The organism is Paenibacillus luteus (assembly GCF_006542765.1).
Lineage (GTDB): Bacteria > Bacillota > Bacilli > Paenibacillales > Paenibacillaceae > Pristimantibacillus > Pristimantibacillus luteus.
Map to the genome: position 1 here is coordinate 207,496 of NZ_SKCD01000055.1, position 25,227 is coordinate 232,722.

The 25,227-nt window shown below is 49.9% G+C and carries 20 protein-coding genes; 11 read left to right on the forward strand and 9 right to left on the reverse strand.

All coding sequences use genetic code 11. The features are described from left to right. The first annotated feature begins 231 nt into the window (after positions 1 to 231). The gene (locus E0496_RS29465; RefSeq protein WP_141505447.1) at positions 232 to 1,893 is read left to right on the forward strand and encodes a hypothetical protein; all 1,662 of its coding nucleotides are present in this window, start codon (positions 232 to 234) and stop codon (positions 1,891 to 1,893) included. Between the two features lie 133 nt (positions 1,894 to 2,026). On the opposite strand, the gene E0496_RS29470 is transcribed toward E0496_RS29465, so the two are convergent. The 5 genes from E0496_RS29470 to E0496_RS29490 form a co-directional block, all read right to left on the reverse strand. Continuing rightward, entirely contained in the window at positions 2,027 to 3,313 is a 1,287-nt protein-coding gene (locus tag E0496_RS29470) for an alpha-L-fucosidase (protein WP_141505449.1), read from the reverse strand. A 34-nt stretch (positions 3,314 to 3,347) separates the two neighbouring features. After that, a complete protein-coding gene (locus tag E0496_RS29475; RefSeq protein WP_141505451.1) occupies positions 3,348 to 4,199 on the reverse strand; it encodes an AraC family transcriptional regulator in 852 nt (283 codons plus the stop codon). 28 nt (positions 4,200 to 4,227) lie between these two features. Then, entirely contained in the window at positions 4,228 to 5,049 is an 822-nt protein-coding gene (locus tag E0496_RS29480) for a carbohydrate ABC transporter permease (protein WP_141505453.1), read from the reverse strand. Beyond that, positions 5,046 to 5,921: a carbohydrate ABC transporter permease gene (locus tag E0496_RS29485; RefSeq protein ID WP_141505456.1), complete on the reverse strand. Its 876-nt coding sequence runs from the start codon at positions 5,919 to 5,921 to the stop codon at positions 5,046 to 5,048. The genes E0496_RS29480 and E0496_RS29485 overlap by 4 nt, the downstream gene beginning before the upstream one ends. A gap of 129 nt (positions 5,922 to 6,050) precedes the next feature. Beyond that, on the reverse strand, positions 6,051 to 7,391 hold the full coding sequence (locus tag E0496_RS29490) for an ABC transporter substrate-binding protein (protein ID WP_141505457.1): 1,341 nt from the start codon (positions 7,389 to 7,391) through the stop codon (positions 6,051 to 6,053). Between the two features lie 240 nt (positions 7,392 to 7,631). On the opposite strand from E0496_RS29490, the gene E0496_RS29495 reads away from it, so the two are divergent. Together E0496_RS29495 and E0496_RS29500 are read left to right on the forward strand one after the other, a co-directional pair. Next, positions 7,632 to 9,518 (forward strand): sensor histidine kinase, encoded by a 1,887-nt coding sequence (locus E0496_RS29495; RefSeq protein WP_141505459.1) that lies wholly within the window; start codon positions 7,632 to 7,634, stop codon positions 9,516 to 9,518. Between the two features lie 6 nt (positions 9,519 to 9,524). Beyond that, positions 9,525 to 10,274 (forward strand): response regulator transcription factor, encoded by a 750-nt coding sequence (locus E0496_RS29500; protein ID WP_141505460.1) that lies wholly within the window; start codon positions 9,525 to 9,527, stop codon positions 10,272 to 10,274. Here the strand turns inward: E0496_RS29500 and E0496_RS29505 are convergent, their stop codons facing one another. Next, positions 10,275 to 10,571, reverse strand: coding sequence for a hypothetical protein (locus E0496_RS29505; protein ID WP_141505461.1), 297 nt, complete (start codon positions 10,569 to 10,571; stop codon positions 10,275 to 10,277). Positions 10,572 to 10,690: 119 nt separating this feature from the next. On the opposite strand from E0496_RS29505, the gene E0496_RS29510 reads away from it, so the two are divergent. Continuing rightward, positions 10,691 to 11,965 (forward strand): DUF1963 domain-containing protein, encoded by a 1,275-nt coding sequence (locus E0496_RS29510; RefSeq protein ID WP_141505463.1) that lies wholly within the window; start codon positions 10,691 to 10,693, stop codon positions 11,963 to 11,965. Between the two features lie 717 nt (positions 11,966 to 12,682). Next, a complete protein-coding gene (locus tag E0496_RS36285; protein WP_206669909.1) occupies positions 12,683 to 12,862 on the forward strand; it encodes a hypothetical protein in 180 nt (59 codons plus the stop codon). Between the two features lie 423 nt (positions 12,863 to 13,285). Here the strand turns inward: E0496_RS36285 and pyk are convergent, their stop codons facing one another. Beyond that, the gene (gene pyk, locus E0496_RS29520) at positions 13,286 to 14,701 is read right to left on the reverse strand and encodes a pyruvate kinase (RefSeq protein WP_141505465.1); all 1,416 of its coding nucleotides are present in this window, start codon (positions 14,699 to 14,701) and stop codon (positions 13,286 to 13,288) included. 105 nt (positions 14,702 to 14,806) lie between these two features. Here pyk and E0496_RS29525 point away from each other — a divergent pair, with 105 nt between their 5' ends. From E0496_RS29525 to E0496_RS29550, 6 genes are all read left to right on the forward strand, one after another. Further along, positions 14,807 to 15,589, forward strand: a complete 783-nt coding sequence (locus E0496_RS29525; protein WP_141505466.1) for a helix-turn-helix domain-containing protein — start codon at positions 14,807 to 14,809, stop codon at positions 15,587 to 15,589. A 382-nt stretch (positions 15,590 to 15,971) separates the two neighbouring features. Then, positions 15,972 to 17,885 (forward strand): threonine--tRNA ligase, encoded by a 1,914-nt coding sequence (thrS, locus tag E0496_RS29530; protein ID WP_141505468.1) that lies wholly within the window; start codon positions 15,972 to 15,974, stop codon positions 17,883 to 17,885. Between the two features lie 376 nt (positions 17,886 to 18,261). Beyond that, positions 18,262 to 19,086 (forward strand): MetQ/NlpA family ABC transporter substrate-binding protein, encoded by an 825-nt coding sequence (locus tag E0496_RS29535; RefSeq protein ID WP_141505470.1) that lies wholly within the window; start codon positions 18,262 to 18,264, stop codon positions 19,084 to 19,086. A gap of 74 nt (positions 19,087 to 19,160) precedes the next feature. After that, positions 19,161 to 20,189, forward strand: coding sequence for a methionine ABC transporter ATP-binding protein (locus E0496_RS29540; RefSeq protein ID WP_141505472.1), 1,029 nt, complete (start codon positions 19,161 to 19,163; stop codon positions 20,187 to 20,189). Continuing rightward, on the forward strand, positions 20,179 to 20,853 hold the full coding sequence (locus E0496_RS29545; protein WP_141505474.1) for a methionine ABC transporter permease: 675 nt from the start codon (positions 20,179 to 20,181) through the stop codon (positions 20,851 to 20,853). Before E0496_RS29540 ends, E0496_RS29545 begins: the two co-directional genes overlap by 11 nt. A 213-nt stretch (positions 20,854 to 21,066) precedes the next feature. Next, on the forward strand, positions 21,067 to 22,146 hold the full coding sequence (locus E0496_RS29550; protein ID WP_206669910.1) for a cache domain-containing protein: 1,080 nt from the start codon (positions 21,067 to 21,069) through the stop codon (positions 22,144 to 22,146). On the opposite strand, the gene E0496_RS29555 is transcribed toward E0496_RS29550, so the two are convergent. Both E0496_RS29555 and E0496_RS29560 read right to left on the reverse strand, forming a co-directional pair. Next, positions 22,134 to 23,921: a sensor histidine kinase gene (locus tag E0496_RS29555; RefSeq protein WP_141505477.1), complete on the reverse strand. Its 1,788-nt coding sequence runs from the start codon at positions 23,919 to 23,921 to the stop codon at positions 22,134 to 22,136. The genes E0496_RS29550 and E0496_RS29555 overlap by 13 nt on opposite strands. Continuing rightward, entirely contained in the window at positions 23,902 to 25,158 is a 1,257-nt protein-coding gene (locus tag E0496_RS29560) for a response regulator transcription factor (RefSeq protein ID WP_161601632.1), read from the reverse strand. The genes E0496_RS29555 and E0496_RS29560 overlap by 20 nt, the downstream gene beginning before the upstream one ends. Positions 25,159 to 25,227: the final 69 nt, after the last annotated feature.

Below are 25,227 nucleotides of genomic sequence, written 5' to 3' on the forward strand. Positions count from 1 at the left end.
GGAATTTGCGATTTTGTTCAGTATTTATTATATGGGTGGACAGATTTGCAACTTTTGCGCTTGCTTTGCTCAAGCGACAGACTGCTAACTGTGCTACCTTATAGAGAAGCAATCGAAAACTATGAATTAAACTTGAAAAAGTGCAGTATTAGAGAATAATCTACTCGCGGAGCGATCAAAACGTAAATTTTTTGTTCAACTTAAATTGACATCAACAAAGGAGAATCGCTCATGACTGAGAATGCTAAACATCAGCCCCGCTTTGGGATACAAGGATCCGTGATCGGTTGGCAGGATCCTTGGGCGCAGGAAGCCTCTGATTTATACATGCGTACAGGGACGGGAGCGGTCATCGCTTCACAGGACCAGACGCCAACGCCAGCGCAATTTATCGCAGCCTTGAAGGATTTGCAGGCTGATTTCTACGTTCATCACGTCTTCCCGGGACTCGAGGGGCAGCAGCAGCTGCTGCTTGACGCTCGCGATAATGGGATTGATCTGGTTCTAGGCAATGAATACGGCAATATTAACGGCCCTTGGGTGGAAGGGACGAACCGGTACGATGTGCCGGATGATGCCTTGCATGCTGCTGCGGCATCAGGTAAGCTGATTGGCCTGCTCTATGATGAGCCCGAGCATTTGCAAATCAATGTAGGCCAGTATCGCAAGGATGCGTGGCTGCCTCATTGGGGTGATAGCGGCAGCGCATCGATGGATGCGGCCAGAGAGCAGGTCACAAAGGCCGTGTCTGCTCGTGCCCAGCATGTTCGCAACCAGCTGGCAGCTGCAGAGGTCCAGCCCGAGAAGGTGCCAATGCTGTCGGAGCAAGTGTTTCCAACCTTGTTCCATGTCCAGGCGCGGGGCGGAATGGCGCCGTGCCCAAAAATCATGAAAGAGTCTTTCCAACCGCTTCAGCTAGCTACAGCACTCGGCGCAGCCAAGCAATACGGCTTGCCTTTGTGGATATGCGCCGATCTATGGGGACCGGATGTTGGTCCGTGGCCAACGCGCACCTCAGGCTTTCCCGGCCACTCGCCAGAAGAATTCGCCTCGGCGCTGCAGATGGGCTATTTGCTTGGACCAACGCATCTTTTTGCGGAAAATGCGGACGTTCTGCTTCGCTACGGCGCCGGAGGGTTCGAGAAATCTATCTTTGGCGACGTTTGGCAAAGCTTCGCTGCGACGGCAAAGCCGCTCGACTGGTCACATCGTGATGCAACAGCCGATGTAGTCATTATCCACTCGGATGACAGCAATTACGGGCAGAATGAACGGCCCTTCGGCAGCCGTTCCCTTCCCATGCCTGAAACGTCACAAAGCATATTCGACGTTTGGCATTTGCTTAGCGGCGGCGTTATACCGGCACATGGCAGCTGCCTGCACATTCCGGGGTATGATTTTCCGCGCCATGAATTAAAGAGAAGAGTACCTGCGGATAAGTTTCCGCTTCCGCACGGCGTAGATACCGCTGCTGCGGGAAGTTATCCTCCAGCCGTGCACCCGTTGTTCGCGCCGCTGCCCAGCACGCTCGTGTTCGACGGATTTGTCCGTGCGGAGGTGATCGGACGCCCGCGTCTGATTCTTGTAGCTGGTTCCTCTGTATCCGCATCCACGCTGCAGGATGTCCACAAGCTGGCGGAAGAAGGCGCAACCGTCATTGCCGCTGCTTGGCTGTTGCCAGCCGAGTGGCGGGAAGAGAAACGCTTTGCAAGCGGCGGAAGCTGGCTGCCTGCCGATGACTTCTTATCCGATCGCGTCCGTGAACACGCTGCTCCGCATATCGGAGGCGAGAACCGCTGGATGCAGCGCTTTGGCGATTACGAAGTACGGATATACCCGCGGGACAGCGACGGATTTACGCTGGACTTCGAAACTGTGAAACGCAGTAAATAAGTGTAAAGAAGGAAACCTCCGACGGGCCGTTTATCAGGCTTAATCGGAGGTTTTTGCAATATACTTGCTACATAACGGGCTGCATCGTGTTCATCACGGGAATGCGCCAGCCGATCGGACTGGGCGCATTGTGCTATGATTTCAAGAATAGCTCGATGACAGGTACGGCGACATTTGGCGGTTTAATCGGCAGCTCCAGCGTCAGTGTGTCCGCGCTGCGGCCTTCGTTGAAAGCGCCGGCTTCCATCGTCATTTCTTGCGCTCCCTCAATCATGCGGACTTCGGAGGCGTCGTTGAGCAGCTGCGCGTACTCGACTTGTCCAGAGAATCCATATAGATGCAGATGCTTGAACGGCCAGCTGAAAATATGCAAATACAGGCGGTTCGTTTCCGGATTATAGGTAAACCGGCAATCATCCGGGCAGCGGAATTGCTCCGGCGCGGCCGTACAGCCGTAAATGGACCGATTGTGTCGACGCATCCATTGCCCCATGCCCTTCAACCGATCGACTGCGCGCTCATCAATCTCGCCGCGGCCCGTCGGTCCGACGTTAAGCAGTAAATTGCCGCCTTTGCCCACGGTATCTACAAGCATTTTAATGAGCATATCGACGCTTTTCCACGATTCCTCGTCCCGGTAATAGCCCCACGAGCCGCTGAAGGTGTGGCACGCTTCCCAAATGACTTTCTCGCCATTGACCTTGATCCACTCGCGCGGCTGATACTGCTCCGGCGTCGTAATATCGCCCGGAACCTGCAATCGGTCGTTGATCATAATTTGCGGCTGAAGCCTGCGCACGAGCTCGACGAACTTCTCGCTTTGCCATTCTTCCTTGCCCTTGCCGGGGAAGCCCTGTTCCGGTGGGATCGAAAAATCCAGAAACAGGACGTCGATTTTGCCGTATTTGGACAGCAGTTCCTCGGTTTGGCCAAACATGTAATCGATATATTGCTGCCAGTCGCGCTGCTTGCTCTGCTCCACGAAGGCGGCATCGTAACGCTGTGGATGCTTTACGTCAACGGTATAGTGTGGGTGATGCCAATCCAGCAGAGAGTAATAAAGTCCGGCTTTGATGTCCCTTGCCCTGAAGGCGTCAAGCATTGGACGGAGCAGATCACGGCCGGCTGGCGTGTTTGTCACCTTGTAATCCGACAGCTGCGTATCCCATAAACTGAAGCCCTCATGATGCTTGGCCGTTACGACCATATATTTCATGCTGGCCTCGTCGGCGAGCTGCGCCCAAAGCTCAGGATCATAGAGATCAGGATCAAACCGTTTAAAGTATTTGTTGTACTGCTCATTACTTAGAAACTCGCGTGAGCGCATCCACTCGTGGCGCGCACCCAGCGCATAAAGCCCCCAATGGATGTACATGCCAAACCGGTCATGCGTGAACCAAGCTGTTCTGTCTGTCGTCATATTATGATACTCCTTCCAAAATGAATGCTTGCTGTCACACCGGCCGTTGATACCGGCTTCGGTATTCGCGCGGCGATACGCTGCGGTATTGCTTAAAATGCTTGTTGAAATAGTGAACCGAATGATAGCCGCATTCGAAGGCGATGTCGGTAACGGTTTTGCCTGTTGTTTGCAAGAGATGCATGGCGATCTGCATGCGCATCCGGTGAATGAACTGATTTGGCGTGACGCCGACCGTCCTCTTGAAGTCGGTGTAAAAATAGGTTTTGCCCCGCTCGTAGCCGTCAATGAGCTGGCGCATGTCGATGTCTTCGGTTACGTTGCGAATCATGTATTCCACGGCGCTGACGACACCTGTTTCGACCTTGATCTCCTCATCAGGCGTGCTTTCCTCAGCGGCTTCCAGAGAATGGCGGTAAGCACTGACGAGGATATCGACAAAATGCATAAACCGTTTGGCTTCCCAGCCAGGCAAACCCTGCTCCTGCTCTGCTAGTGCTGCTGCCGCGGCTGCCTGTATGCGCTTTGCATGCTCAGAGCCAGCTTTAATCAGCGGCGTAGTGCGGCTTGTGTAGAAAGGATACAGCAGTCGATCGCCCTGCGGTATAAGCCTTGCGATGGAAGGCGAGAAGAGCAGCATGATCCAGCGAATAGGCGCCCCTTCGGCAGCCGCAAGATTGTAATGCGGCTCGTAGGGGCGGAACAGAAACACATCGCCGGGCTCGCCCGTGTAATCTAGGTCAAGGAGCCGAAAACGCGCTTTATTTTCCAGCAGCACATTGATTTCCAACAAATCGTGGCGGTGCAGCTCATGATCGGTCTCGCTGTCTAAGCGGCATTCGATCTTTAATTCCCGATCCGGACGCAAATCATGATCATAGCTCATCAGCCTTCCTCCTTGATTCCCGGCCGGATTAACCTTTGACCGAACCTGAGGTCATGCCGGAAATAATGAATTTTTGACCGAGCAAATAGATGATGACAACCGGCAGCGTCGTGAGGACGATATCGGCGGATACAAGGTTCCAGTTCACCTGGAAGCGCCCGAAGAAGTTGTAGACCGCGAGCGTCATCGGCCATTTATCGGAGCTGTTCAGGTAATACAGCGGATGGATAAAGTCGCTCCATGCGCCCATGAAATTAAGAATGCCTACCGTTACGATGACGGGAAGCAGCAGCGGCAGCACGATCGAGAAAAACAGCCTAAGCGGCGAACAACCATCGACGATGCCAGCTTCATCGAGCTCCCTCGGCACCGAACTGACGAAGCCGTAAATGAGAAATACGCTGAACGGAAGCGCGGAGGCCGCAAGAAGGATGATGATGCCGATTTGCGTATTCATGAGATGGGTAGCCTGCATGACCTTGGTCAGCGTGACGAAGTTCATTGGCATCGCGATCCCCAAAATTAAATAGAAATACAACACTTTATTGACGCGTGTGCGGTTGCGCGACAGCACGTATGCAGCGGCAGATGCCAATATAATGCTCAAAATCGTTGAGGCGCTGGCATACAGCAGGCTGTTGAAAAAGGACTGTATCAGCTTGCCTTCTTCAATAACGACGGCGAAGTTGCTCCATTGAAAGGAGCTGGGCAGCGACATATTCATGCCGTTGGCTTCGGTCTTTGTCTTCAGAGCATTGATGACGACAAGCAGCAAAGGAATAAACATGATTAGGCTCAGCGCCCAAGCGAATACATTGCGGAACAGGGATAGCAGTTTTCCGGTTTTCATCGATCACCGTCCCCCTCTCTCGACATCAGCCTGACGACAAAGTAGCCGACGATGGTCATGAACACGAATAGCAAGGTGGACAGCGCGGTACCCATCCCGAAGCGGCCCATGGAAAACTCTTTGAAAATAGACGTATAAAGCACATCAGTCGCGTAGCCTGGACCACCGTTAGTGAGAACATAAACAGCTTCGAACACTTTAAGTCCATGAAGCAGGTTAAGCACGGTCGTTACGGTCAAGGCAGGCAGCAGCAATGGAATCGTAATGTGGCGAAGCTTATTCCAGGCGCCTGCGCCATCGATCGAAGCAGCCTCGTAATACGTTTTGGAAATGGCCTGAAGGCCTGCGAGCAAAATGATCATGATATAGCCGACGCCCTTCCACGTATCGACGGCGATAATGGATTTAAACGCCCAGTCCAAGTCTACGAGCCATTTTTGCGCCAGAAAGCCAAGTCCTACGGAGCGCAATGTTTCGTTTAGCAGCCCGGTAGCTGGGTTAAGAATGGACTTGAATACTAGACCGACAACGAGCATCGGAACAATGGAGGGAAGGAAGAGCATGACACGGTGGAAGCCCTTCATGCGAACGCCCTCGTTCAAGGCAATGGCGAAGGCGAGGCCAAGGCCCGTCTTCAGCAATACGGTGGCAAACGTGAAAATCAATGTATTGTTAATGAAGCCCAAATAGTTTTCGTCGGCGGAAAATAGCTGTTTGAAGTTGTCAAAGCCGATAAAGTTGATCTCGGTCGAGAAGCTGTTCCAGTCGGTAAAGGAATAATAGAAGCCCATCAGGCCAGGCAATACGAAAAAAACGGTATATAACGCAAGCGTGATCCATGCAAAATGAATCGGATATATTTTTTTGTTCACAGCCTTCTCTCCTCTCGCTTTCGTGAGACCGATAAACCGGCGCCCAGCAGGGCTGATCCAGCCTTGCTGGGCGTCCGGACGCTCCCTTTCTATGTTGGTCCTATTAGGCTTGCGTTGTGATGAGTAGGATTAGTTCGCCCACAATGGGTCTTTGGCTACCTTCGCCATGTCGCCGCGGCGCTTATCGATGTTTTTGAGCAGCTCTTCAGGGGTCATAGCGCCGCCGAACATCGCTTGCATGTCCTTGCCGATATCCATCCACTGCGGATTTACGTAGTTGACGATGTTTTGGATATCCGTACCTTTGACAGGGTAAGTTTTAAACAAAGCTTTTTGATCGTCGCTGTATTTGTCTTTTAGATCAGGGAAGTTCAGGTTGGCGATTGTTGTGTCGTTATCCAGAACGAATTGCAGGTTCTCCTGCTTGGTCAGGAAGTCGAAATATTGCTTCGCTTCGTTAATATGCTTGGATCCGGAATAGATGAATTTGCTTGGGCCGCCGGGATTAATGTAGTAGATTTGGTTGTCGACAAGCGGAATCACGAAGTAGCCGAAGTCCTCTGCTTTCAGGTCAGGAAATGCCTCTGCGATATCGGAAGGCGTGCTTTGCGCTGTTAGGGACATCGCATATTCGCCGTTTCCTAGCTTGTTAGGCGTATCGGAGCCTGTGTCAGAGAACGCATTGTCTCCGAAGTACCCAAGATCATAAAGTTCTTTCAATTGCGTTAGCGCCGTCGTCATCGCTTCATTGCCCTCGAACTTGGCTTTGTTGGCGTTCAAATCATCGTACAGATTCGGATGAAGCTCGTTGTAGCGCGGACCTGGTTCAGCGAACCAGAGCACATGGTGCCAGCCGTCAGCGATCGGCTCATAGATTGGCGTAACGCCGGAGTCTTTGATTTCTTTGCTGATATCTTTAAATTCAGCGTAGGTTTTCGGAACACTTAGTCCTAGTTCAGCAAATAATTTTTTGTTGTATGCGATTACAAAACTGCTGTAGGTGTCCCAGATCGTCAAGGCATAAACCTTGCCGTCAAGAGACAGCTGCTCTAGAGACAACGGATCTTCGCGCTTTACCCATTCTTGGTCGCTTAGATCGACCGCATTTTTCTCTACGTTGTAGTTGAGCTGAATTTCGCTTTTGCCGCTTTGGCCGCCGAAGATGTCTGGGCCTTCGCCGGAGTTCAGCCGAGTTTTCAGCACGTTGAAATATTGATCGGACGGTACGATTTGATAATCGATTTTAATGCCGGTCTCTGCTTCGAATTTTTTGGCAAGCTCCATCTCTGCATCCTTGATCCAGCCTTGGCTGGCGATATAGGTTAAGGTTACGTCGCTTTTGCCACCGGTGCTGCCGTTTCCGTTAGCGGGTTTGTCTGTCGCGCCGCTGTTGCTGTTGTTGCTGCCGCAGCCTGCGACTAAAGACATAATGAGAACGAGGGAAATGATGCTCCAAACTGACTTTTTCATAAATGGTACTCCCCTTTAAGCAAAATTTTGTATTCGCTTTCAGTCTGTCCTGGCAGAAGCTTGCTGCCCGCTTGACTTATAACTAATATAAGAGCAAAGGAGCTTTGCCTCCATGGAGAAAACGGATTCATTTTTATCTTTATTTTACCGCTTACATTTCCAATTAAATGTTTTGACAAATGCTTTGCCCCGAACGCACAATAGAAAAACGCAAGAAATGACGGACTGCGGAGGACGCATATGGCGAATCGCTTCAACAACATTAGAACGATCCTGTTCCTTACTTATACCCTAATTATTGTCGTTGTATTTACGGTGCTTGTCCTCTGGTTTTACTCGTGGGCTTCTGGAGAACTGCGGCGCAATGCGCTGGATACGCTGGACGGCATGGGCACCTCCGTGCAGGACCAGATCGACTCCGAAATCCAGAAGATGAATGATGTTTCCTTGAATGTAATGTATTCTAATCTGGTCAAGGACCAATTCAAACGGCTGGTCGAGGGCGAATCGGATGAGGATGTGCAGGGCGGGAGCGGCAGCACCCCGGCGCTGCCGGAGGGACCGATTATCCCCAGCCAGAGGGAGAGCGCGAAGCAGCTGGCGGATATTTTGACTGCTGCTATCGGTCCTTCGCGGCCGGTAGAGCAGTTGTACCTGTATGATTTTGCAGGTAAAATGTACGGCAACGGCTTTGACAACGGGGAACGCACCTACGACCCTGCCAGCAAGGCTTGGTATGAAGGCGTAGTCCAGAACCCGTCCATGAAGCATATCGGCAAGCCGGCCATCGACAGCGAGATGGCGAAGTTTGTTTCCTCGCGCGAAGGGCAATATTCCATATCGCTGTTCCGCGTCTTTTTTGATAACTATAACGTACCGATTGGCATTGTTGAAATTAAACAATATTATAGCCGAATATTTCGGAGTATATTAGACCAGCGAAAGCTCGGGGCTTACCGGGAAAAGGTCATCGTCTACGATAAGCAGGGGCAGATCGTATTTCCTATGGGAGAGGATTCCGCTGGGTATGAACCTTATATCCGGCTGACTGCACGCCAAGGAGAAAATGACGTCTCTGCCGCTGCGAGTGCGACAGTCCGCAACCCTGCCAGCGGCGAGGACGAGCTGCTCTCGGTCCATTATTCGGAGCTGACAGGCTGGACGACTGTCCTCATCGTATCGGAGCGGGAGTTGCTCTCGCCGCTGTCGGCCTTCTCCAAAAAAACGGTGCTGGTCGCTTTCGTTATTTTGCTGATGGCAATCGTGTTGTCCTTTGCCGCGGCCCGCAGGATCGCGTCTCCCATTCAGAAGATTCATCGTGCCGTGCGCAACTATCAGCTGGAGGATGCAGGTACGGGCCGGATCGCTTCGCGTGAGCTGAACAGCGGACTAAATGAGCTGGACCAACTGCACTGGGAGTTTCAGCGGATGAGCGCCAGGGTGAAGGAATCAATGGATGACATGCTGCTCGCCCAGTCGCAGGAGCTCCAGTCGCGGCTTGTCGCGCTGCAATCGCAGATGAATCCACATTTCCTGTACAATACGCTGGCCACAATTCAAGTAATGGCGGAGGAAAACATGAATGAGCAAATCGTGTCCCTCTCTGAAAATATGTCAGGGTTTCTGCGGTATATTTCTTCCGATGCGTCGCTCGTAACCGTGGAGACGGAGCTGCAGCACACGCACAATTATTTGGAGATCAACCAAATCCGGTTCGGGCGTAAGCTTGCATTCTCGTTTGCTATCGATGACCGTATCTTACAGGATCAAATTCCGAAGCTGGTTATACAGCCGCTGGTTGAGAATGCGATTAAATTTGTGACGCGGACACAGCCGGATTGGATAATTCAGGTCATTGGCAAGATAGAAGGCGACCGGTGGAATATCGAGGTTAAGGATAACGGCGCAGGCTTCAGCGAGGAAAGCTTGCAGGCGCTTGCAGATAAACGCAGGGAAATGGAGCGTATGGGCGAGATTCCGATGCTTCAGTTAAACGGCATGGGCCTGCTTAATATTTATATCCGCCTGCGTCTAACGTATGGCGATTCGGCTTTGTTTCAGGTAAACAATCTTCCGTCCGGGGGCGCGAGTATTATCATCGGCGGCAGGACAGCGAATGGAGGGTAATGCGGCATGGAGAAATCATTGGTCATTCCGACAATCGTTGCGGAGGACGAGGATTTAATACGCAACAGTCTCATTAAGAAGCTGAGCAGCGATCCGGTGATTCGAGTTGTGGGAGCGGCGCAGGACGGCAAGGAAGCGCTGGAGATGATCCACCAGTTCCAGCCGGATTTGCTGCTGACGGATATACGGATGCCTATCATGGACGGTATGGAGCTGATCCGCAATGTCGATAAATATTATCCATGGATCCGAATCGTCATCACGAGCGGCTATAGCGATTTCGAGTATGCGAGGCAGGCGATTTTGTACAATGTGGTCGATTATTTGCTCAAGCCGATCTCCGCAAGCGAGCTGGCTGGAACGCTGGCGCGCCTGAAAGCGGAGTTCGATCATCCGAGCTATGGGCAAAACATGAAAGGCGCGTTCCAGCCCGGCTCGACGCCGGAGGAAATCGTCGCCAAGGTGCAGTCCTATATGCGCGACAACTTTAGCAAGGAGCTCAGCTTGGAGAAAATTGCGGCCAACTTCAATTTCAACCCGTCGTATTTAAGCAAAATATTTGTTAAGCATACGGGCGAGCCGCCCTCTAAGTTTTTAATAACGCTGCGGATCAACGAAGCCAAATATTTGCTTATCCATAACCGTGGCTTGTCCGTGAAGGAAGTGGGCGAGCAGGTCGGCTACGCTGATCCGTATTATTTTAGCCGCATATTTAAGCAGGTAACGGGGCAGACGCCGACGGAATTTCAGAAATAATTAAAGAAACGGCGTCTTTTTCACGAAGCTTTGGGCCAGATGGTCCGCGTGCAGATCTTTGTCGTTCTTCTTGTAATTTTCCAACACATCGATCAAATAATCGTCTGCGGGATTGTTGGAGCGGAAAATAAACTGCTCCTTGTTCTCGATATGTACGTCATGCCCGCATTGCTTTAAGCATTGCTCATAATCTTCTAAGGCAGGCTTTGTATTTTCCTCCAGATAGATAAGTCCCGTCAACACCTTGGTGTTGGCTCCGTGCATGACCTTGAAATAAACGGTATGTTCCTTTTTCATATCGGTTTCCTCCCAGGTTTACTAACGTAAGTGTTGTTATTATTATATTATGCTCCATAGGCCCTGAGGTGGCGTGCATATTGTGAAAGCTTCATGAAATTGTGAGAGGAGGATGCCGAATGAGTGAACGTATTCCATGCAAAAGCGAGAGCTGTGGCGCGACCATATTGCCTTACACGGCGCAGAAAACTGGAGGCTATTGCATGCCTTGCCAGCAGGCGGCGCAGCGTGCTGAGCGTGAGGCTTTTATTCGCGAGAATCGCAAAGATATTAATCTGTATGAGGGAATCGCAGATCCCGTTGAAATCTTAATCGTGATGCAAACGCCAAGGAAGCCCGACCCGCTTGAAAATCTCCTGCCGTATGTGAAGAGTGAGGAGCAACTTTATGCTTCGCTTACGGGCGGAGAGGCGCAGCGGCTGGCGGATTACGCAGCCGGTTTGATAGGGCAGGAAGAGAGCGAACGTACTGCTGAAATGCTGATGAAGCTGATATGCTTCAGCGGCTGGGCGATGCTTCCGTCTATACTGGACATGCTGTTTCGAAGGAATGTTTTCTACCCTGGCCTATTATTTCTGGGCGCGCCTGCGGTCATTCGGGATCAGCTTAGTGAACGCGTCGAATGGGATGATGAAAATCGGAACCATCTGCTGCTTGCGCTTGCCTGGATCGGCGATGCAGAGGTCGTAAGCCAGTTCGCAAAGTGGCGCGAGCAGCCGCCTATGTGGCGGGATAAGCTGCATGTTGCGCCTGAGCGTTATGCGCATGAGGCAGGCTGGGAGCTGAGCGGGCAAGGCAAACGGCGTAATTTGTTCGAGGAGGGCTGCTTTGCGCTCGTGGCAGAAACAGCGTCATCCTTGCCGCCCATTTCGAGGCTGGAGCCGAGCGAACAGAAATGCGAATGGTGCGGAGCGCCTTTGACGGTGCTTCTGGATCTGGGCCATGAGCAGGCGCGCATTGCATTCAAGCAGCAGCGAGGGAACAGAACTAGAATTGCCACCTGCTTGGGCTGTACTTGCTACAGTGTGGTATATACGGACATTGGGCCAAACGGCGAGTTTAGCTGGAGCAAGCATAACCAGCGTCCTGCATATTTGGATGATGCCGCAGAGGAAGCGATGGATTTTGGAGGCAGAGAGTGGTACTTAGCCGCGGAACCTCGGCACACCTATTATGCTGCCAGCTGGGTCCTTGAAGCAGGCGCTTCTCAAGTCGGCGGCTATCCGACGTGGGTACAAGACGCGGAGTATCCGGCTTGCCCAAGTTGCCGCGAAACGATGGCCTTTCTCGGCCAGTTGGACGGTGGAGAAATGATGGAATATGGCGAAGGCATTTATTATGCTTTTTTGTGCTCGCCCTGCCAAGTAGCAGCGACTCATTACCAGCAAACGTAGACGAAACCCTCCTCTAGGATGGCTAACCACATTAAGAGGGGTGAACAATAGACACGTATACGCAAACACACGCACATATACACATACTCATACTCTTATACATACGAGTACAGACACGCATACACATACTCTGACTCTTACATTTACTCCTATGCACGCCAATGCACACACACTTATCAGGCAAACGAATGGTTAAATAGTAACTTATACAAGAGCTATCCCCCAAGCTATGAAAGCTGGCAGGAGGATAGCTTTTCTTATGCTATTTTGTGTTTTGGTTGATGATGGGTAAATTGACGCGCAGAATAATTTGATTGATTTATTTCTTTAAAAGGGCTTATGTTTTGTTCTTAATTTTTGATCTGAATTCTAGATGGAAAAGGTCAAAATAATTCTTTAGAAAGAATCAGATCTAAAAAATAGATATATTACTGCCAGGTGGCTCCACTTCGGCAGAAACCTGCTATATTCTTGAGAAATAGATCTACAATTTAGATCTAATTTATTAAAAATAGACTCATTGAACGAAATAGGTCTAAAAAGTAGATCTAAAACTGCCATATGGCTTTAAAAGGGTGATAAATCGTTGGTTTTTGGAGAAATAGATCTAAAATTTAGACTTAATCGACCCAAAACAGAACCTCAGAAAGAAATAGATCTAAAAAGTAGATCTATGATCGTCAGGGGGAGTCAGAAAGAAAGACAATGTCCATATCATTGAGTAATATGATGGCTTCCCAAAAAGTAAGCCAAGAAGTAAATACTCATCTAGAAGAGTTACCAGACCATTCCAGAGGAGAGTATTTAAACATGGCTCCATATCAGGATGCACAAGATCATCAGTTATTAAACCAGCTGTTTGCCTTAGAATCTCGAGATGCGAGCGCGGCTGCGTAGCTGGGGGGCATCTTGATTCAAATGTTGAAACCCCGGCCATTTGAATATAAACAATCTGATTTAGCTGAAATTCCTCCCACAAATTCCAAGGAATATGACGATAATGACGAGAAATGGCCCAATTAACGGGACAAATTCCATCTAGTTTGCCTGACCAGCGAATATCGCGATTTTAACGGGATAAATTCCAGCTAAATTCTCGTGATGCCATAGTCAGCCCTACTAAACGTGCGAAAACAGCTCATTTCGTCTCTATTTTAAGTTCGTTATATATATTTACATAATTCGAGTTTATATTGTTTATTATGTATCAAAAAAGAAGCCATTCCCCGTCAAATGACGGCTGAAATAGCTTCTTTTTTTAGAGAAGGCTGCAGTTGGGCCTGGACTTAATTAATCTTGAGCAGTTGAGCCTGGACCAACCTAAACCTGAGCAACCTTGATCAAGTTCGTCGCTCCAGCTTGGCCGATCGGAACGCCTGCGGAGAGTACGATGATGTCGCCGGTGTCGATCAAACCCGTTAGTTTGGCGTTGCGCGTGGCGGATTCGAACATTTCGTCCGTCGTTGTCACCGCATCACCCTTAACTGGAATGACGCCAGAGAGGAGGCAAATTTTCGGCAGCACATGATCATGTTGCGTGATTGCGATAATAGGCGCGCTTGGGCGGTATTTGGAAACCATGCGTGCCGTAAAGCCGCTTTCGGTCGAGGTAAGAATCGCTTTCGCATTCAGCTCAAGCGAAGAGCTGACGACGCCTTGGCTGATGACTTCGGTAATATTCGTGCTTTGCTGAGCTCTTCTTTTCTCGAATTGCTCTTTGTAATCGATCATGGATTCTGCTTTTTTGGCAATAGAAGCCATGGTGCGTACGGAAGGCACCGGATATTTCCCAGCAGCCGTCTCGCCTGAGAGCATGACTACGTCTGCGCCCTGAATAACCGCATTGGCTACGTCGCTGACCTCAGCTCTGGTTGGGCGAGGGTTTACTTGCATGGATTCAAGCATATGGGTAGCAACGATGACTGGTTTGCCAACCAGGTTGCATTTGTTGATCATTTCGCGCTGCATCATTGGCACATCCTCGATCGGCACCTCTACGCCGAGGTCACCGCGGGCAACCATAATGCCATCGGAAGCTTCGATAATCTCATCGAGATTATTCATGCCCTCTTCGTTCTCGATTTTGGAGATGATTTGCACATGGCTTGCATTGGATTGTTCAAGAATATTGCGAATTTCTAAAATATCCTCGGCTTTGCGAACGAATGATGCGGCGATAATTTCTACATTGTTTTGAATGCCGAATTGAATGTGTACGACGTCGCGCTCCGTTACGCCCGGCAAAGTCGTTTTGATGCCCGGCAGATTGACGCCTTTACGCGGCTTCAGCGTACCGCCGCTTATGATTTTACAACGAATATCGTTTCCTTCTATGGACAGCACCGTAAGATCCACAAGTCCATCGTCGATCAAGATCCGGTCGTTTGGCTTAACCACAAGCGGAAGCTCGTTATAGTTCACAGGCAGGCGAGTCGCATCGCCAAGCACATCCTCCGTCGTTAGAATCAGCTCTTCGCCGACGATAAGCTCGCAAGAAGCCTCTTTCAGCTTACCGATCCGGACTTCAGGTCCTTTAATATCCATCATAATCGGCACGAACGTGTTCAGCTCGCGCGCTGCTTGCCGTATATTGTTCATCCGCATGACGTGGTCTTCTAATTCGCCGTGAGCCATATTCAGTCTACCAACGGTCATTCCTGCTTGGATCATTTCTTTAATCGTTGAAACGGAATCGCAAGCGGGACCCATTGTACAAATAATTTTTGTTTTTAGCATGTTGTAGGCCTCCTCGTTTTTTCCATTGTAGCGCGAAAATTCGAAACAGATTAAGAACTATAGTACAATGAATGTACAATAGTACAGAAAACGGGAGTGTGTCTTATGATTGCGATTTCGGAAGCGCATCAGGATAATGGAGCGGATTGGTACGAGGAGGGGGCGGGGCGCCAGCTGGCATTCCATCTGTCGTTGGTGACCTATGGAAGATGTGTCTATTGGGTGAACGAGGAGAAGCTCATCTTGGAAAAAGGCGATTTGCTGCTGATTCCCGGACATGTTCCGTACTATGGAAAAAGCATTCCAACCGTCGTCCACACCAAATATGTGGTCAACTTTCATAAGCTTGCAGAGGAATGCGCGCTTCCGCTGCTTCGGCTGGAAGAGCCCTTTAAGCAGAAGCTTGGCTGCTTTGAGGTCGTTCAAGAGAGGCTTCGCGGCATTTTGACGCAGTATAAAGAAAGGCCGGCCTACTATGAGCTGATGGCGGAAGCCCTTTTGACTGAAACTCTGATATTCCTTAATCAGGAGAAGGACCGAGGCGTCATTTCCTCCGAGAAGCACCGGCGCGTAGAGAGCATGAAGCAATATATTGCGACGCACTACCGGGAGAGAGTGACTAAGGAGGAGCTGGGCGATGTGATCAGCACGACGCCTAATTATGCCGCGACCTTATTTAAGGCGGTCACCAATCAAACAATCAGCGAATATGTTCATAATCAACGGATGAAAACAGCGGTTTATATGCTGACGGAATCGCAGCTGATGATTAGCGAAATCGCCGATTATTTGGGCTATAATGACGTTTCTTATTTTTACCGCATTTTTAAGCGGAGCACGGGCCGCTCGCCCTCCGATTTCCTTCATGAGCGTTCTTCAACCGTGTAAAGCGGAGAATCGCCATGGTTGACATCCTCAGAAGTTAGGATTACAATTTAGCCAGAAATAGGCTATGACCAAAGACATGATTACCTTTACGGGCTGTCCAGAGAAAGAGGCGATTGCTGAGAGCCTCTCCAGCTGACGATTGTGTAGTTACCCCTTTGCAGCCGTGTTATGGAACCCGCTGCTTGACCGGGCGGTTGTAAATAACACCGAATCATCCCCGTTATCGGATGCTCAATAAGGATCTTGCTTTTGCTAATGAATGGCGTAGCCATAGAGATAGTGGCAGATCGAATGAGGGTGGAACCACGAGCTGAACGCACTCGTCCCTTTCTGGGAGAGATGTGTTTTTTTGCGTTCCACTAATTCGATCGGAGGCTGCATAATGAGTATTGAAATTACATTACCGGATGGAACAGTTAAGGAGTATCAGAGAGGCACGACACTTGCGCAAATCGCGGAATCCATCAGCATGGGGCTCGCTAAAAACGCAGTCGCAGGCAAAGTAGACGGGAAGCTGGTTGATCTGCAACGAGAGGTCAATGAGAACAGCCAAATCGAAATCGTGACGCTCGACAGCCCGGAAGGGCTTGAAGTATACCGTCACAGCACGGCACACGTCATGGCGCAAGCGCTCAAACGAATTTACGGGGAGCAGGCTGTGAAGCTAGGCATTGGCCCGGTGATCGAAGACGGCTTCTATTACGACATTGATATTGAGAAGCCGCTATCGAGTGATGATCTCTCGGCTATCGAAGCCGAAATGGGCCGGATCGTTCAAGAGAATTTGCCGATCGTCCGCAGCGAGGTTAGCCGTGAGGACGCGGCGGCATTATTTGCCCGGCAGGAGGAGCCGCTCAAGCTGGAGCTGATCCGTGATTTGCCCGAGGACGCGGTTATTACGCTGTATGAGCAAGGCGAGTTTGTTGATCTGTGCCGCGGTCCGCATTTGCCATCAACAGGACGGGTTAAAGCATTCAAGCTGCAAAATGTAGCTGGCGCCTACTGGCGCGGCAATTCGGACAACAAAATGCTGCAGCGGATTTATGGCACATCGTTTCCGAAGAAGGCACAGCTGGATGAGCATCTGGAGATGCTGGAGGAAGCGAAGAAGCGCGATCACCGCAAGCTCGGCAAGGAGCTGGAGCTGTTTATGTTCTCGGAGGAAGCGCCGGGCATGCCCTTCTATCTGCCTAACGGCATGACCATTCGTACAGAGCTGGAAAATCTTATCCGCGGCCTGCAGCGGCAGCGCGATTATGATGAAGTGCGTACGCCGTTCATGATGAACAGGCGGATGTGGGAGCAATCGGGCCATTGGGATCACTATAAAGACAATATGTATTTTACAGACGTTGACGACACGCCCTATGCGCTGAAGCCGATGAACTGCCCGGGGCATATGCTTATTTTCAAAAACAGCCTGCACTCCTACAGGGAGCTGCCGATCCGAATGGCGGAATTCGGACAGGTACACCGGCATGAATATTCGGGAGCCCTCAATGGCATGATGCGTGTCCGCACGTTTTGCCAGGATGACGCGCATATTTTCGTCCGGCCGGACCAAATCGAAGAAGAGATCAACAAGGCGATCGCGCTGATCGACCATGTTTATAACGTGTTTGGCTTTGAATTCAAAATCGAGCTATCAACAAGACCGGACGATTCCATGGGCTCGGAAGAGCTGTGGGATCAGGCCGAGCAGTCGCTGCGGAGCGTGCTGGACAACCGCAATATTGCGTATCGCGTGAATGAGGGCGACGGCGCGTTCTACGGACCGAAAATCGATTTCCATATTCTCGATGCGTTGAAGCGCAGCTGGCAGTGCGGCACGATTCAGCTCGACTTCCAGATGCCAGAGAAGTTTGACCTCTCCTATATCGGCGAGGACAACCAGAAGCACCGTCCGGTAGTTATCCACCGCGCAGTATACGGTTCAATCGACCGCTTTATCGGGATTTTGACGGAGCATTTCTCTGGAGCGTTCCCGCTCTGGCTCGCTCCGGTTCAGGTGAAGCTGCTGCCCGTATCCGAGAAATATATCGATTATGCGCTGCAAGTGAAGCAAGCGCTGGCGGAAGCCGGTATACGGACATTGGTGGATTCACGCAATGAAAAGCTAGGCTACAAAATCCGCGAGGCGGGGCTTGAGAAGGTTCCTTATACGTTGGTGGTAGGCGAGAGCGAGAAAAATGCGGGTACGGCCGCGGTTAGGAAACGGGGCGAAGGAGATCTTGGCTCCCAGTCGCTCGACGATATCATCCAGCGTGTAATCGCAGAAATCCAATCGAAGCTATAAACAGCAAGGCTGAGGAAGCCGCCCAGTTCGTCAATATGACGTGCTGGGCGGCTTTTGTCATCACTAACCAAGCCTGTAAGCGAAGCAGCGCCTGTAATGTTGTTTAATCAATAGAGGTTATGATGTCATAGCACAGTTAAGGTTTGGTCATAAATGGAAAAGCTAGCTTTTTAATTACAAAAAAGCATTGACAATAAGCTAGGTATTAATCTATAGTAATTTCATCGGAATAATAAGAAATTGAGCTGATTAGAAGACTAAAAGCTCTTATTTCAAGCAACGGCAGAAGCAGCCGTATGCGTTGGAATAAGAGCTTTTCTGTTTTTACTGGGCGCTTGATTTACTTGAAAACAAATCGGAGCAGGGGGAAACATGAATGAAGCAGAAAATCGTAATGGTTGTGCTGACTCTGGTATTAACAGCGGCGCTTGCTGCTTGCGGCAGCAAGTCGGAATCCAATGGAGCAGAGGGCAGTGGTGATAAGGCTAAGCTGAAGGTTGGCATATCGGCAGGCGTCGAGGAGGAGATTTGGAAGCAGGTGCAGGAGGTTGCTGCCAAGGACAATCTAGAGATTGAGCTGGTTGTATTCAATGATTATGTACAGCCGAATAAAGTGCTGGCTGAAGGCGAGCTTGATGCGAACGCATTCCAGCATGAGCCTTATCTCGATCAGTTCAAGAAGGACAACAATTTGGACATCGTGAAAATTGCCAATACGCTTAACTTCCCAATCGGATTTTATTCCGAGAAGATCAAAGAAGTTTCGGAGATTAAGGAAGGCGATGTGATCGGTTTGCCAAATGACCCGACCAATGGTGCGCGTGCACTTATTTTGTTCGAAAATGCGGGTCTGATCAAGCTCAAAGAGGGCGTGGGCATTACGGCAACCGTACGCGATATCGCCGAGAACAAGCTGAATCTGAAGTTCGAGGAGCTGGACGCGGCCTTTATTCCAAAAGCGCTTGGCGATTTGACGGCAGCGGTTATTAATACCAACTATGCGGTGGAAGCGGGCTTCGTGCCAACGAAGGATGCGATTTTTATCGAGCCGAAGGATTCGCCTTGGGTGAACATCATCGCCGTAAGAACAGAGGATAAGGATAAACCGGTGTTCCAACGACTGATTAAGGCTTATCACTCCGATCAGGTAAAGAAATTTGTGGAAGAAAAATACGGCACTTATATCGTAGCATCCTGGTAGTCGGTGACTAAAGCCCGGGTCTCTTCTTAGCGGAAGGGACCTTTTACCATTTCAATTGAGGCGGAGGTTGTATTGTGATTTGGATGGAGAAGGTTAGCAAAACGTACCAACAAGGCAAGCAGGAAATCCATGCGGTAAAAGAAGCCAGCCTGCATATCCGCAAAGGGGAAATATTCGGCATTATCGGCTATAGCGGAGCGGGCAAAAGCTCGCTGCTTCGCTGCATCAACTATTTGGAGAGGCCGACGTCGGGCCGCGTGCGAATCCAAGATACGGAGCTTGCCGACCTTAGCGAGCACCAGCTAAGGATGATGCGGCGCAAGATCGGCATGATTTTTCAAAACTTCAATTTACTGATGTCGAGTACCGTCTATCAAAATATTGCCGCGCCGCTCGAGCTTGCAGGAGCAGCGAAGCAGCAGATTCAAGTGAGGGTCAGCGAGCTGCTTTCGCTCGTTGGACTGGAGGACAAGAAGGACGCGTACCCCGCCCAATTGTCGGGCGGCCAGAAGCAGCGCGTAGCCATTGCCAGAGCGCTGGCCAACGAGCCGGAAATCTTATTATGCGATGAGGCGACGTCAGCACTCGATCCGCAAACGACCGATTCCATTTTGCATTTACTGCTCGATATTCATCGCTCCTACGGCATTACGATCGTGCTCATTACCCATGAAATGTATGTCGTAAAGAAGATATGCGATCGGGTAGCCGTTATGGAGGGCGGTGCCATCGTAGAACAAGGTACGGTGCTGGAGCTGTTTACGAAGCCGAAGACGGAAACGACGAAGAAATTTATCAAAAGCGTGTTTGACGCTGACTTGCCGCGCGAGCTGCTGCAGCGAACCGCGAACGAGGCTGCACCAAGGCGGCTGCTGCGTATTTCATTCGTAGGCGAAACGGTAAGCGAGCCCATATTGGCTGATTTGACGCTGCGCTATCAGCTGCGGCCCAGCATTTTGTACGGGAATATAACGAAAATAAAGGATAGCGTATTTGGCTTTCTTATTATTAGCTTGCCGGGCGAGCCGTCTGTCATTCAGGAAGGCATGACCTACATGGAACAAAACGGCATACAGGTGGAGGTGCTGGAGCATGCTGGATAGCTTTATTAACAGTTTTATAGATAATTATGATTTGTATTTGGAGTCGCTTGGGGAAACGGCGGCAATGGTCGTATATTCGCTTTTTTTCTCCACAATTATCGGCCTATTTCTAGGCGTTTGCCTAGTGGTGCTGCGACCTAACCATATCTATGCGAACAAGGTGCTTTATCCGGTCTTGAATGCGGTCATCAACGTGCTGCGCTCCGTCCCCTTCATCATCATACTCATTGCCATCATCCCGATTACGAAATGGATTGTGCATACGACCATCGGCGTGAAAGGGGCCATCGTGCCGCTCGTCTTCTACACCGCGCCTTATATTGCGAGGCTAATTGAGTCTGCTTTGCTGGAGGTGAACCCCGGCGTCATTGAGGCCTTTCAGGCGATGGGCGCTTCTAGGCGGCAGATTATTTGGAAGGTGCTGCTTAAGGAGGCAAGACCGGGAATCGTGCTGGGGTTGACGATTGCGACGATTGGCTTGATTGGCGCTACGGCGATGGCCGGCGTGCTCGGAGCGGGCGGGCTTGGTGATGTCGCCATTCGTTATGGTTACCAGCGCTGGCAGCCTGACGTCATGTACGTGTGTGTCATTATTCTAATTTTGCTCGTTCAACTGATGCAGACAGCCGGAAACCAAATATCGAAGAAGCTGCGCAAGCATTAGAAGATTAACGATTATCGATAAAGATAGCCATGCAAGAATAGCTCCCGGCAAGCAAGGGAGCTTATTGCTATTCAAGCAGTTATATAAATTGAGCTTAAAAACTGAATTTTTAGCGCAGCGACCAAAGTGTGAGTTCTAGTCCATCTAATGTAGGGAAATCATGATTTAACAAACCATTTCGCAGGTTAGCGGGGTGTCTATCGAACGCCTTCCATGGTAATATCGACAGGCGATAAAAGAAAGCGCTTAAATGACAGTTGCGGTACAATAGGGATAGACAACAACAAGGCAGCAGGGAAAAGAGGGATGGCGTTGTTTCGATCACTGGATAAGAAGATGAAAATCATATTATTATCAGTCACTCTATTGTATGTCGTATTGTCCAGTATCCTTGTATTCCGCACGATCGAGAACAGAAGCTCGGAAATGCAGCGCCAGCTTTCCCTTCAATATACGGGCCAGCAGCACAAAAACGCCCAACTGTTCATGAAGTGGATGGAGGAAATGGCCAGCTTGGTTACGAACAATACGGTTGTCCATGAATCCTTGTCGAGCAGCGATTACGATAATACGATACCGCCTATTTTGGACGGGATGATTTCATCGAACCTATATATTTTGGACATGGTTCTATACGGCAATAGCGGCAGCGTCTATGCATCAAGCAATGTCTCTGCGATCCGTCCGTTCCATGAAATTAAGCAGGTGACCGAATATGCGAAGTTTCTGGGCTCTGACCTGACCTCGGAGTGGATGATTCAGTCGCCTAGCTCCCTTGTTTACAAAAATTCCGATCCGCGCAGAAGGCTTGTTTATACGGCCAAAATTATAGATAAGCATGGCAAAAACGCAGGTTTGCTGCTGATGACCGTGGATCTGAAGAAAATGAACAGCTTCTATCATACGGATGATCCTGAGCTTTATGGAGGGTATCCGACGTTCATCTTGACGCATGACCAGTCGGTCGTCGACGCCAATGGATTGCAGCAGGAGCCGGATGAGCGGATTGAGAGGAGCCTGCATGAGACGCTGCCCGATCAGGAAATGACGATTAATCAGACGGATCAAGGGATCGTGCTGCTGTACCGCTTGTATCACTCGGAGGATCGGATGGGCATTCTCATATCGGGGGAGCCAATCAAAAGCGAACTCCGATTGCTAAGAAATACGCTAATCGGAGTCGGCATTTTTATATTGGCTTTGTTTTTTGTCTTAATCCAGCGGTTATCCCGGAGCATACTTGCGCCGTTAAAGGATTTGTACAAAAAAATGCGCAGGCATCACGAGATGTAATCCGCATGCAAGCGAATTCGAATCAGGGCCGTCGTGCCTTTGCCGGGTTCGCTTGTGATGCTTAAACCGGATTCTATGCCATATTCGAGCTTAATCCGCTCGTCCACGTTTCTTAGGCCATACCCGCTTTGAAATAAGATGTTTTTGTCTGTGCTTTGAACGTTGGCATGGCTCTTAAAGCCAACCCCGTCATCCTTGACTTCAAAATAAAGATAAGCCTCGTCCCGCCAGCTTTTTACCTCGACCAGACCTTTTCCCTGCTTCTCGCTCATGCCGTGCTTGATCGCATTTTCCACCAGTGGCTGAAGAATCAGCTTTAAAATTCGAATTTTCCGCAGTGGCTCCGGTATATCGTAGGTCACGTCATATTTGTCCGGAAAGCGCATCAGCTCCACGGTCACGAAGCTTTGCACGAGTCGGATTTCCTCCTCGATAGGGATATGCTTATCCCCTTTATGAAGGCTAATTCGAAAAAACGTTGCTAAAGCAGATATCATGCGCTCGATCTCCGGCTGCTTCTTCAGTCTTGCTGTCCACGTAATCGCATCAAGCGTGTTGTATAGAAAATGAGGATTGATTTGCGATTGCAGCGCAGTGAGCTCCATGACGCGCTGCTTCTCCTTCTCCTCGTTGTTCTCATGAATGAGGTTATTAATCCGGTCGATCATCGAGTAATAGCTGTTTTCCAGCTCGCTGATTTCGTCGCTCGGTTTTTTTCGGTCATTCATCAGCTGCAGGCCTGATTTTCCGATGTTGCTCAGCTTTCTTGTCAAATTAAACACAGGCTCCGTAATTTTGGATGCCAGGTAGAAGGATAGAATGAACAGGCCAATGAACGCCAGCAAGGCAAAAAACAGCGCATTTCGGTTTCCTTCATTAATAGCACCGAATAATTGCGGACGTGACACGACGGAAACCAATTTCCAGCTTACGCCGAATCGGTTGAGGCGCTCGCTCAGCGGATAGGTGCTTAGCACATAATTATCGTGGCCGGAGGATACATTTCGATAACCCGCCTTGTCGGCGGGATGAAACGCATCGGATTCCAGTAGGGTATTGCCGACGACACGTTTATCGGGATGCGAGATGACCTCATTATTCGCCGAGGCGATATAGGAATAGCCCATGCCTTCAAAGGCAGGCTTATACAAATTAAACAGCGAAGATTCTCGCACGTAAACCAAAATGATGCCAATACTTTGCCCGGTATTGAAATTGCGGTATTTTTGCCCGAATACAATATAGGCTTTCTCTTCGGCGTCATGCTTCACTTTGCCAATGACGGGCAGGGTCGATTGCTCGATAGTGGAGATGAGTAAATCATCAGGGTCCTCGAAAATTTCGCTATCTGCCACATAGCGGTACCGCGTGTCTTCATTGGTTATGATGACAACATCGCCGATCAATTCGTTTTTGGCGACAATGCCTTCCATAAGGGAACGAATTCGTGTTTTTTTCTCATCCTCCGCCATAGAGGGATCACCAATTGTCCGATAGATATCGGTATTCACCAGAAAACGAAGCGAGAGCATTTGAATGTCATCAACGATCAGCTCCAAGCTCAGACCGATTTCCTTCTGGATATTGCCGATATGGTTGTATAAATTGTTTTTGAGATAGGTGTGTGCGTAAATGTTGAACACGCCGAGCATGAGCGTCAGGTGCAGAGCTAATCCGGTAACGATGACGAATACGATACGGGTACGAATATTAAATTTTCGCAAAATAGAGGACGACTTGTCGCTGCGGTCCTGCTTATTGATGATGTTTGGCATATTCGCTCGGCGACATTCCGGTCATTTTGCGGAAAATTTGGCTAAAATATTTGGAATCCCCGAACCCAACCTGCAAGCCTACCTCATACACACGGTAAGAGGAATAGCGAAGCAGCCGCTTGGCTTCATCAATGCGGTATTCCGTTAAACATTCATAGAAGGTTTTGTTGAGATCCTTCCGGAACAAATGCATGAGATGGGTGGAGCTGACATGTACCTTGTCAGCGACCATATCGGCTGTAATGTTATCGGCATAATGAAGCCGGATATAGGCGAGCGCGTCCCGGACCTCGCGTCTGGAGCCCGAACGCTCGTCCTCCGACTCAAACAGCACGCCGCCGAGACCCGAAATAGATTTGCGAGCAGCCTCGCGCGATTTGACAAAGGCCGCATGAATGCCTGCATACCGGTCACATGCTTCGGCAAAACCCACCGTTACCCTGAAGCCAGCCGTATCCTCGGCCGCTTTGATGACAGCGTAACCAAAAGAATACATGACGGCAACAAAATCGGCGAGCGGCTGATTGGTTGCAGCAATTAAGGTCCATTCGGTCGTTGCGCTTCTTATCATGGATATGGCCGAAATATTATATTCTTGCAGGTAATGCTGGAGTCGCTCCTCGATGGAGGTCCATTTGGCCTTGTCATCGTAATCCTGGGCGGTGACCGAGTCAGGCACAATGGAGACGACCGCAACGATAAGCTTGTTTTCCGGCGGTATTGCAATGTGGAGCCAATCGTATTTCTCTTGAATCAAGACGGGGTCGGCGAGCCGGCCAAAGAACAAATCCAGCCAAAATTGCGAGGAAATCGCATTTTCTTCTTGCTTATATTTTTGAAACTGCATGCTGCTCGTTTTTTTCTCCAACGTTTGACGGCCGATCTGCTGAACGGTTTCCGCTAATTCCTCAATATTAACGGGCTTGAGCAGATAGCTCGCCGCCCCGTGGCGGAGTGCCTCCTGTGCATATTGAAATTCATCGTATCCGCTAAGCACGATCACGCCGCACTGCAGGTTATGTTCTTTAATTTTCTCCAAAAACTCCAAGCCGTTCATATACGGCATACGTACATCTGTAACAATGACATCGGGCTGGTGGAGCAGAGCGAGCTCAAGTCCTTCCAAGCCGTTGCTGGCGTCCCCGACAATCTCTACGCCGTATTCGGCCCATTCGATGGTCTCGCGAATGCCGGTCCTAACCAGGTATTCGTCATCGACGATAAGCGCTTTCAACATGGTGTCCGACTCCCCCATAACCTATTGTTGTCGATCCTATTCATTATAGTATAACGGGTGCCATCCGTC

Coding starts and splice junctions, on each gene's coding strand:
- E0496_RS29500 (WP_141505460.1), top strand. CDS start 9,525: ATGGAGAAATCATTGGTCATTCCGACAATCGTTGCGGAGGACGAGGAT.
- E0496_RS29490 (WP_141505457.1), bottom strand. CDS start 7,391: ATGAAAAAGTCAGTTTGGAGCATCATTTCCCTCGTTCTCATTATGTCT.
- E0496_RS29560 (WP_161601632.1), bottom strand. CDS start 25,158: ATGTTGAAAGCGCTTATCGTCGATGACGAATACCTGGTTAGGACCGGC.
- pyk (WP_141505465.1), bottom strand. CDS start 14,701: ATGCTAAAAACAAAAATTATTTGTACAATGGGTCCCGCTTGCGATTCC.
- E0496_RS29465 (WP_141505447.1), top strand. CDS start 232: ATGACTGAGAATGCTAAACATCAGCCCCGCTTTGGGATACAAGGATCC.
- E0496_RS29555 (WP_141505477.1), bottom strand. CDS start 23,921: ATGCCAAACATCATCAATAAGCAGGACCGCAGCGACAAGTCGTCCTCT.
- E0496_RS29475 (WP_141505451.1), bottom strand. CDS start 4,199: ATGAGCTATGATCATGATTTGCGTCCGGATCGGGAATTAAAGATCGAA.
- E0496_RS29480 (WP_141505453.1), bottom strand. CDS start 5,049: ATGAAAACCGGAAAACTGCTATCCCTGTTCCGCAATGTATTCGCTTGG.
- E0496_RS29470 (WP_141505449.1), bottom strand. CDS start 3,313: ATGACGACAGACAGAACAGCTTGGTTCACGCATGACCGGTTTGGCATG.
- E0496_RS29505 (WP_141505461.1), bottom strand. CDS start 10,571: ATGAAAAAGGAACATACCGTTTATTTCAAGGTCATGCACGGAGCCAAC.
- E0496_RS29525 (WP_141505466.1), top strand. CDS start 14,807: ATGATTGCGATTTCGGAAGCGCATCAGGATAATGGAGCGGATTGGTAC.
- E0496_RS29535 (WP_141505470.1), top strand. CDS start 18,262: ATGAAGCAGAAAATCGTAATGGTTGTGCTGACTCTGGTATTAACAGCG.
- E0496_RS29545 (WP_141505474.1), top strand. CDS start 20,179: ATGCTGGATAGCTTTATTAACAGTTTTATAGATAATTATGATTTGTAT.
- thrS (WP_141505468.1), top strand. CDS start 15,972: ATGAGTATTGAAATTACATTACCGGATGGAACAGTTAAGGAGTATCAG.
- E0496_RS29550 (WP_206669910.1), top strand. CDS start 21,067: ATGGTAATATCGACAGGCGATAAAAGAAAGCGCTTAAATGACAGTTGC.
- E0496_RS29510 (WP_141505463.1), top strand. CDS start 10,691: ATGAGTGAACGTATTCCATGCAAAAGCGAGAGCTGTGGCGCGACCATA.
- E0496_RS29495 (WP_141505459.1), top strand. CDS start 7,632: ATGGCGAATCGCTTCAACAACATTAGAACGATCCTGTTCCTTACTTAT.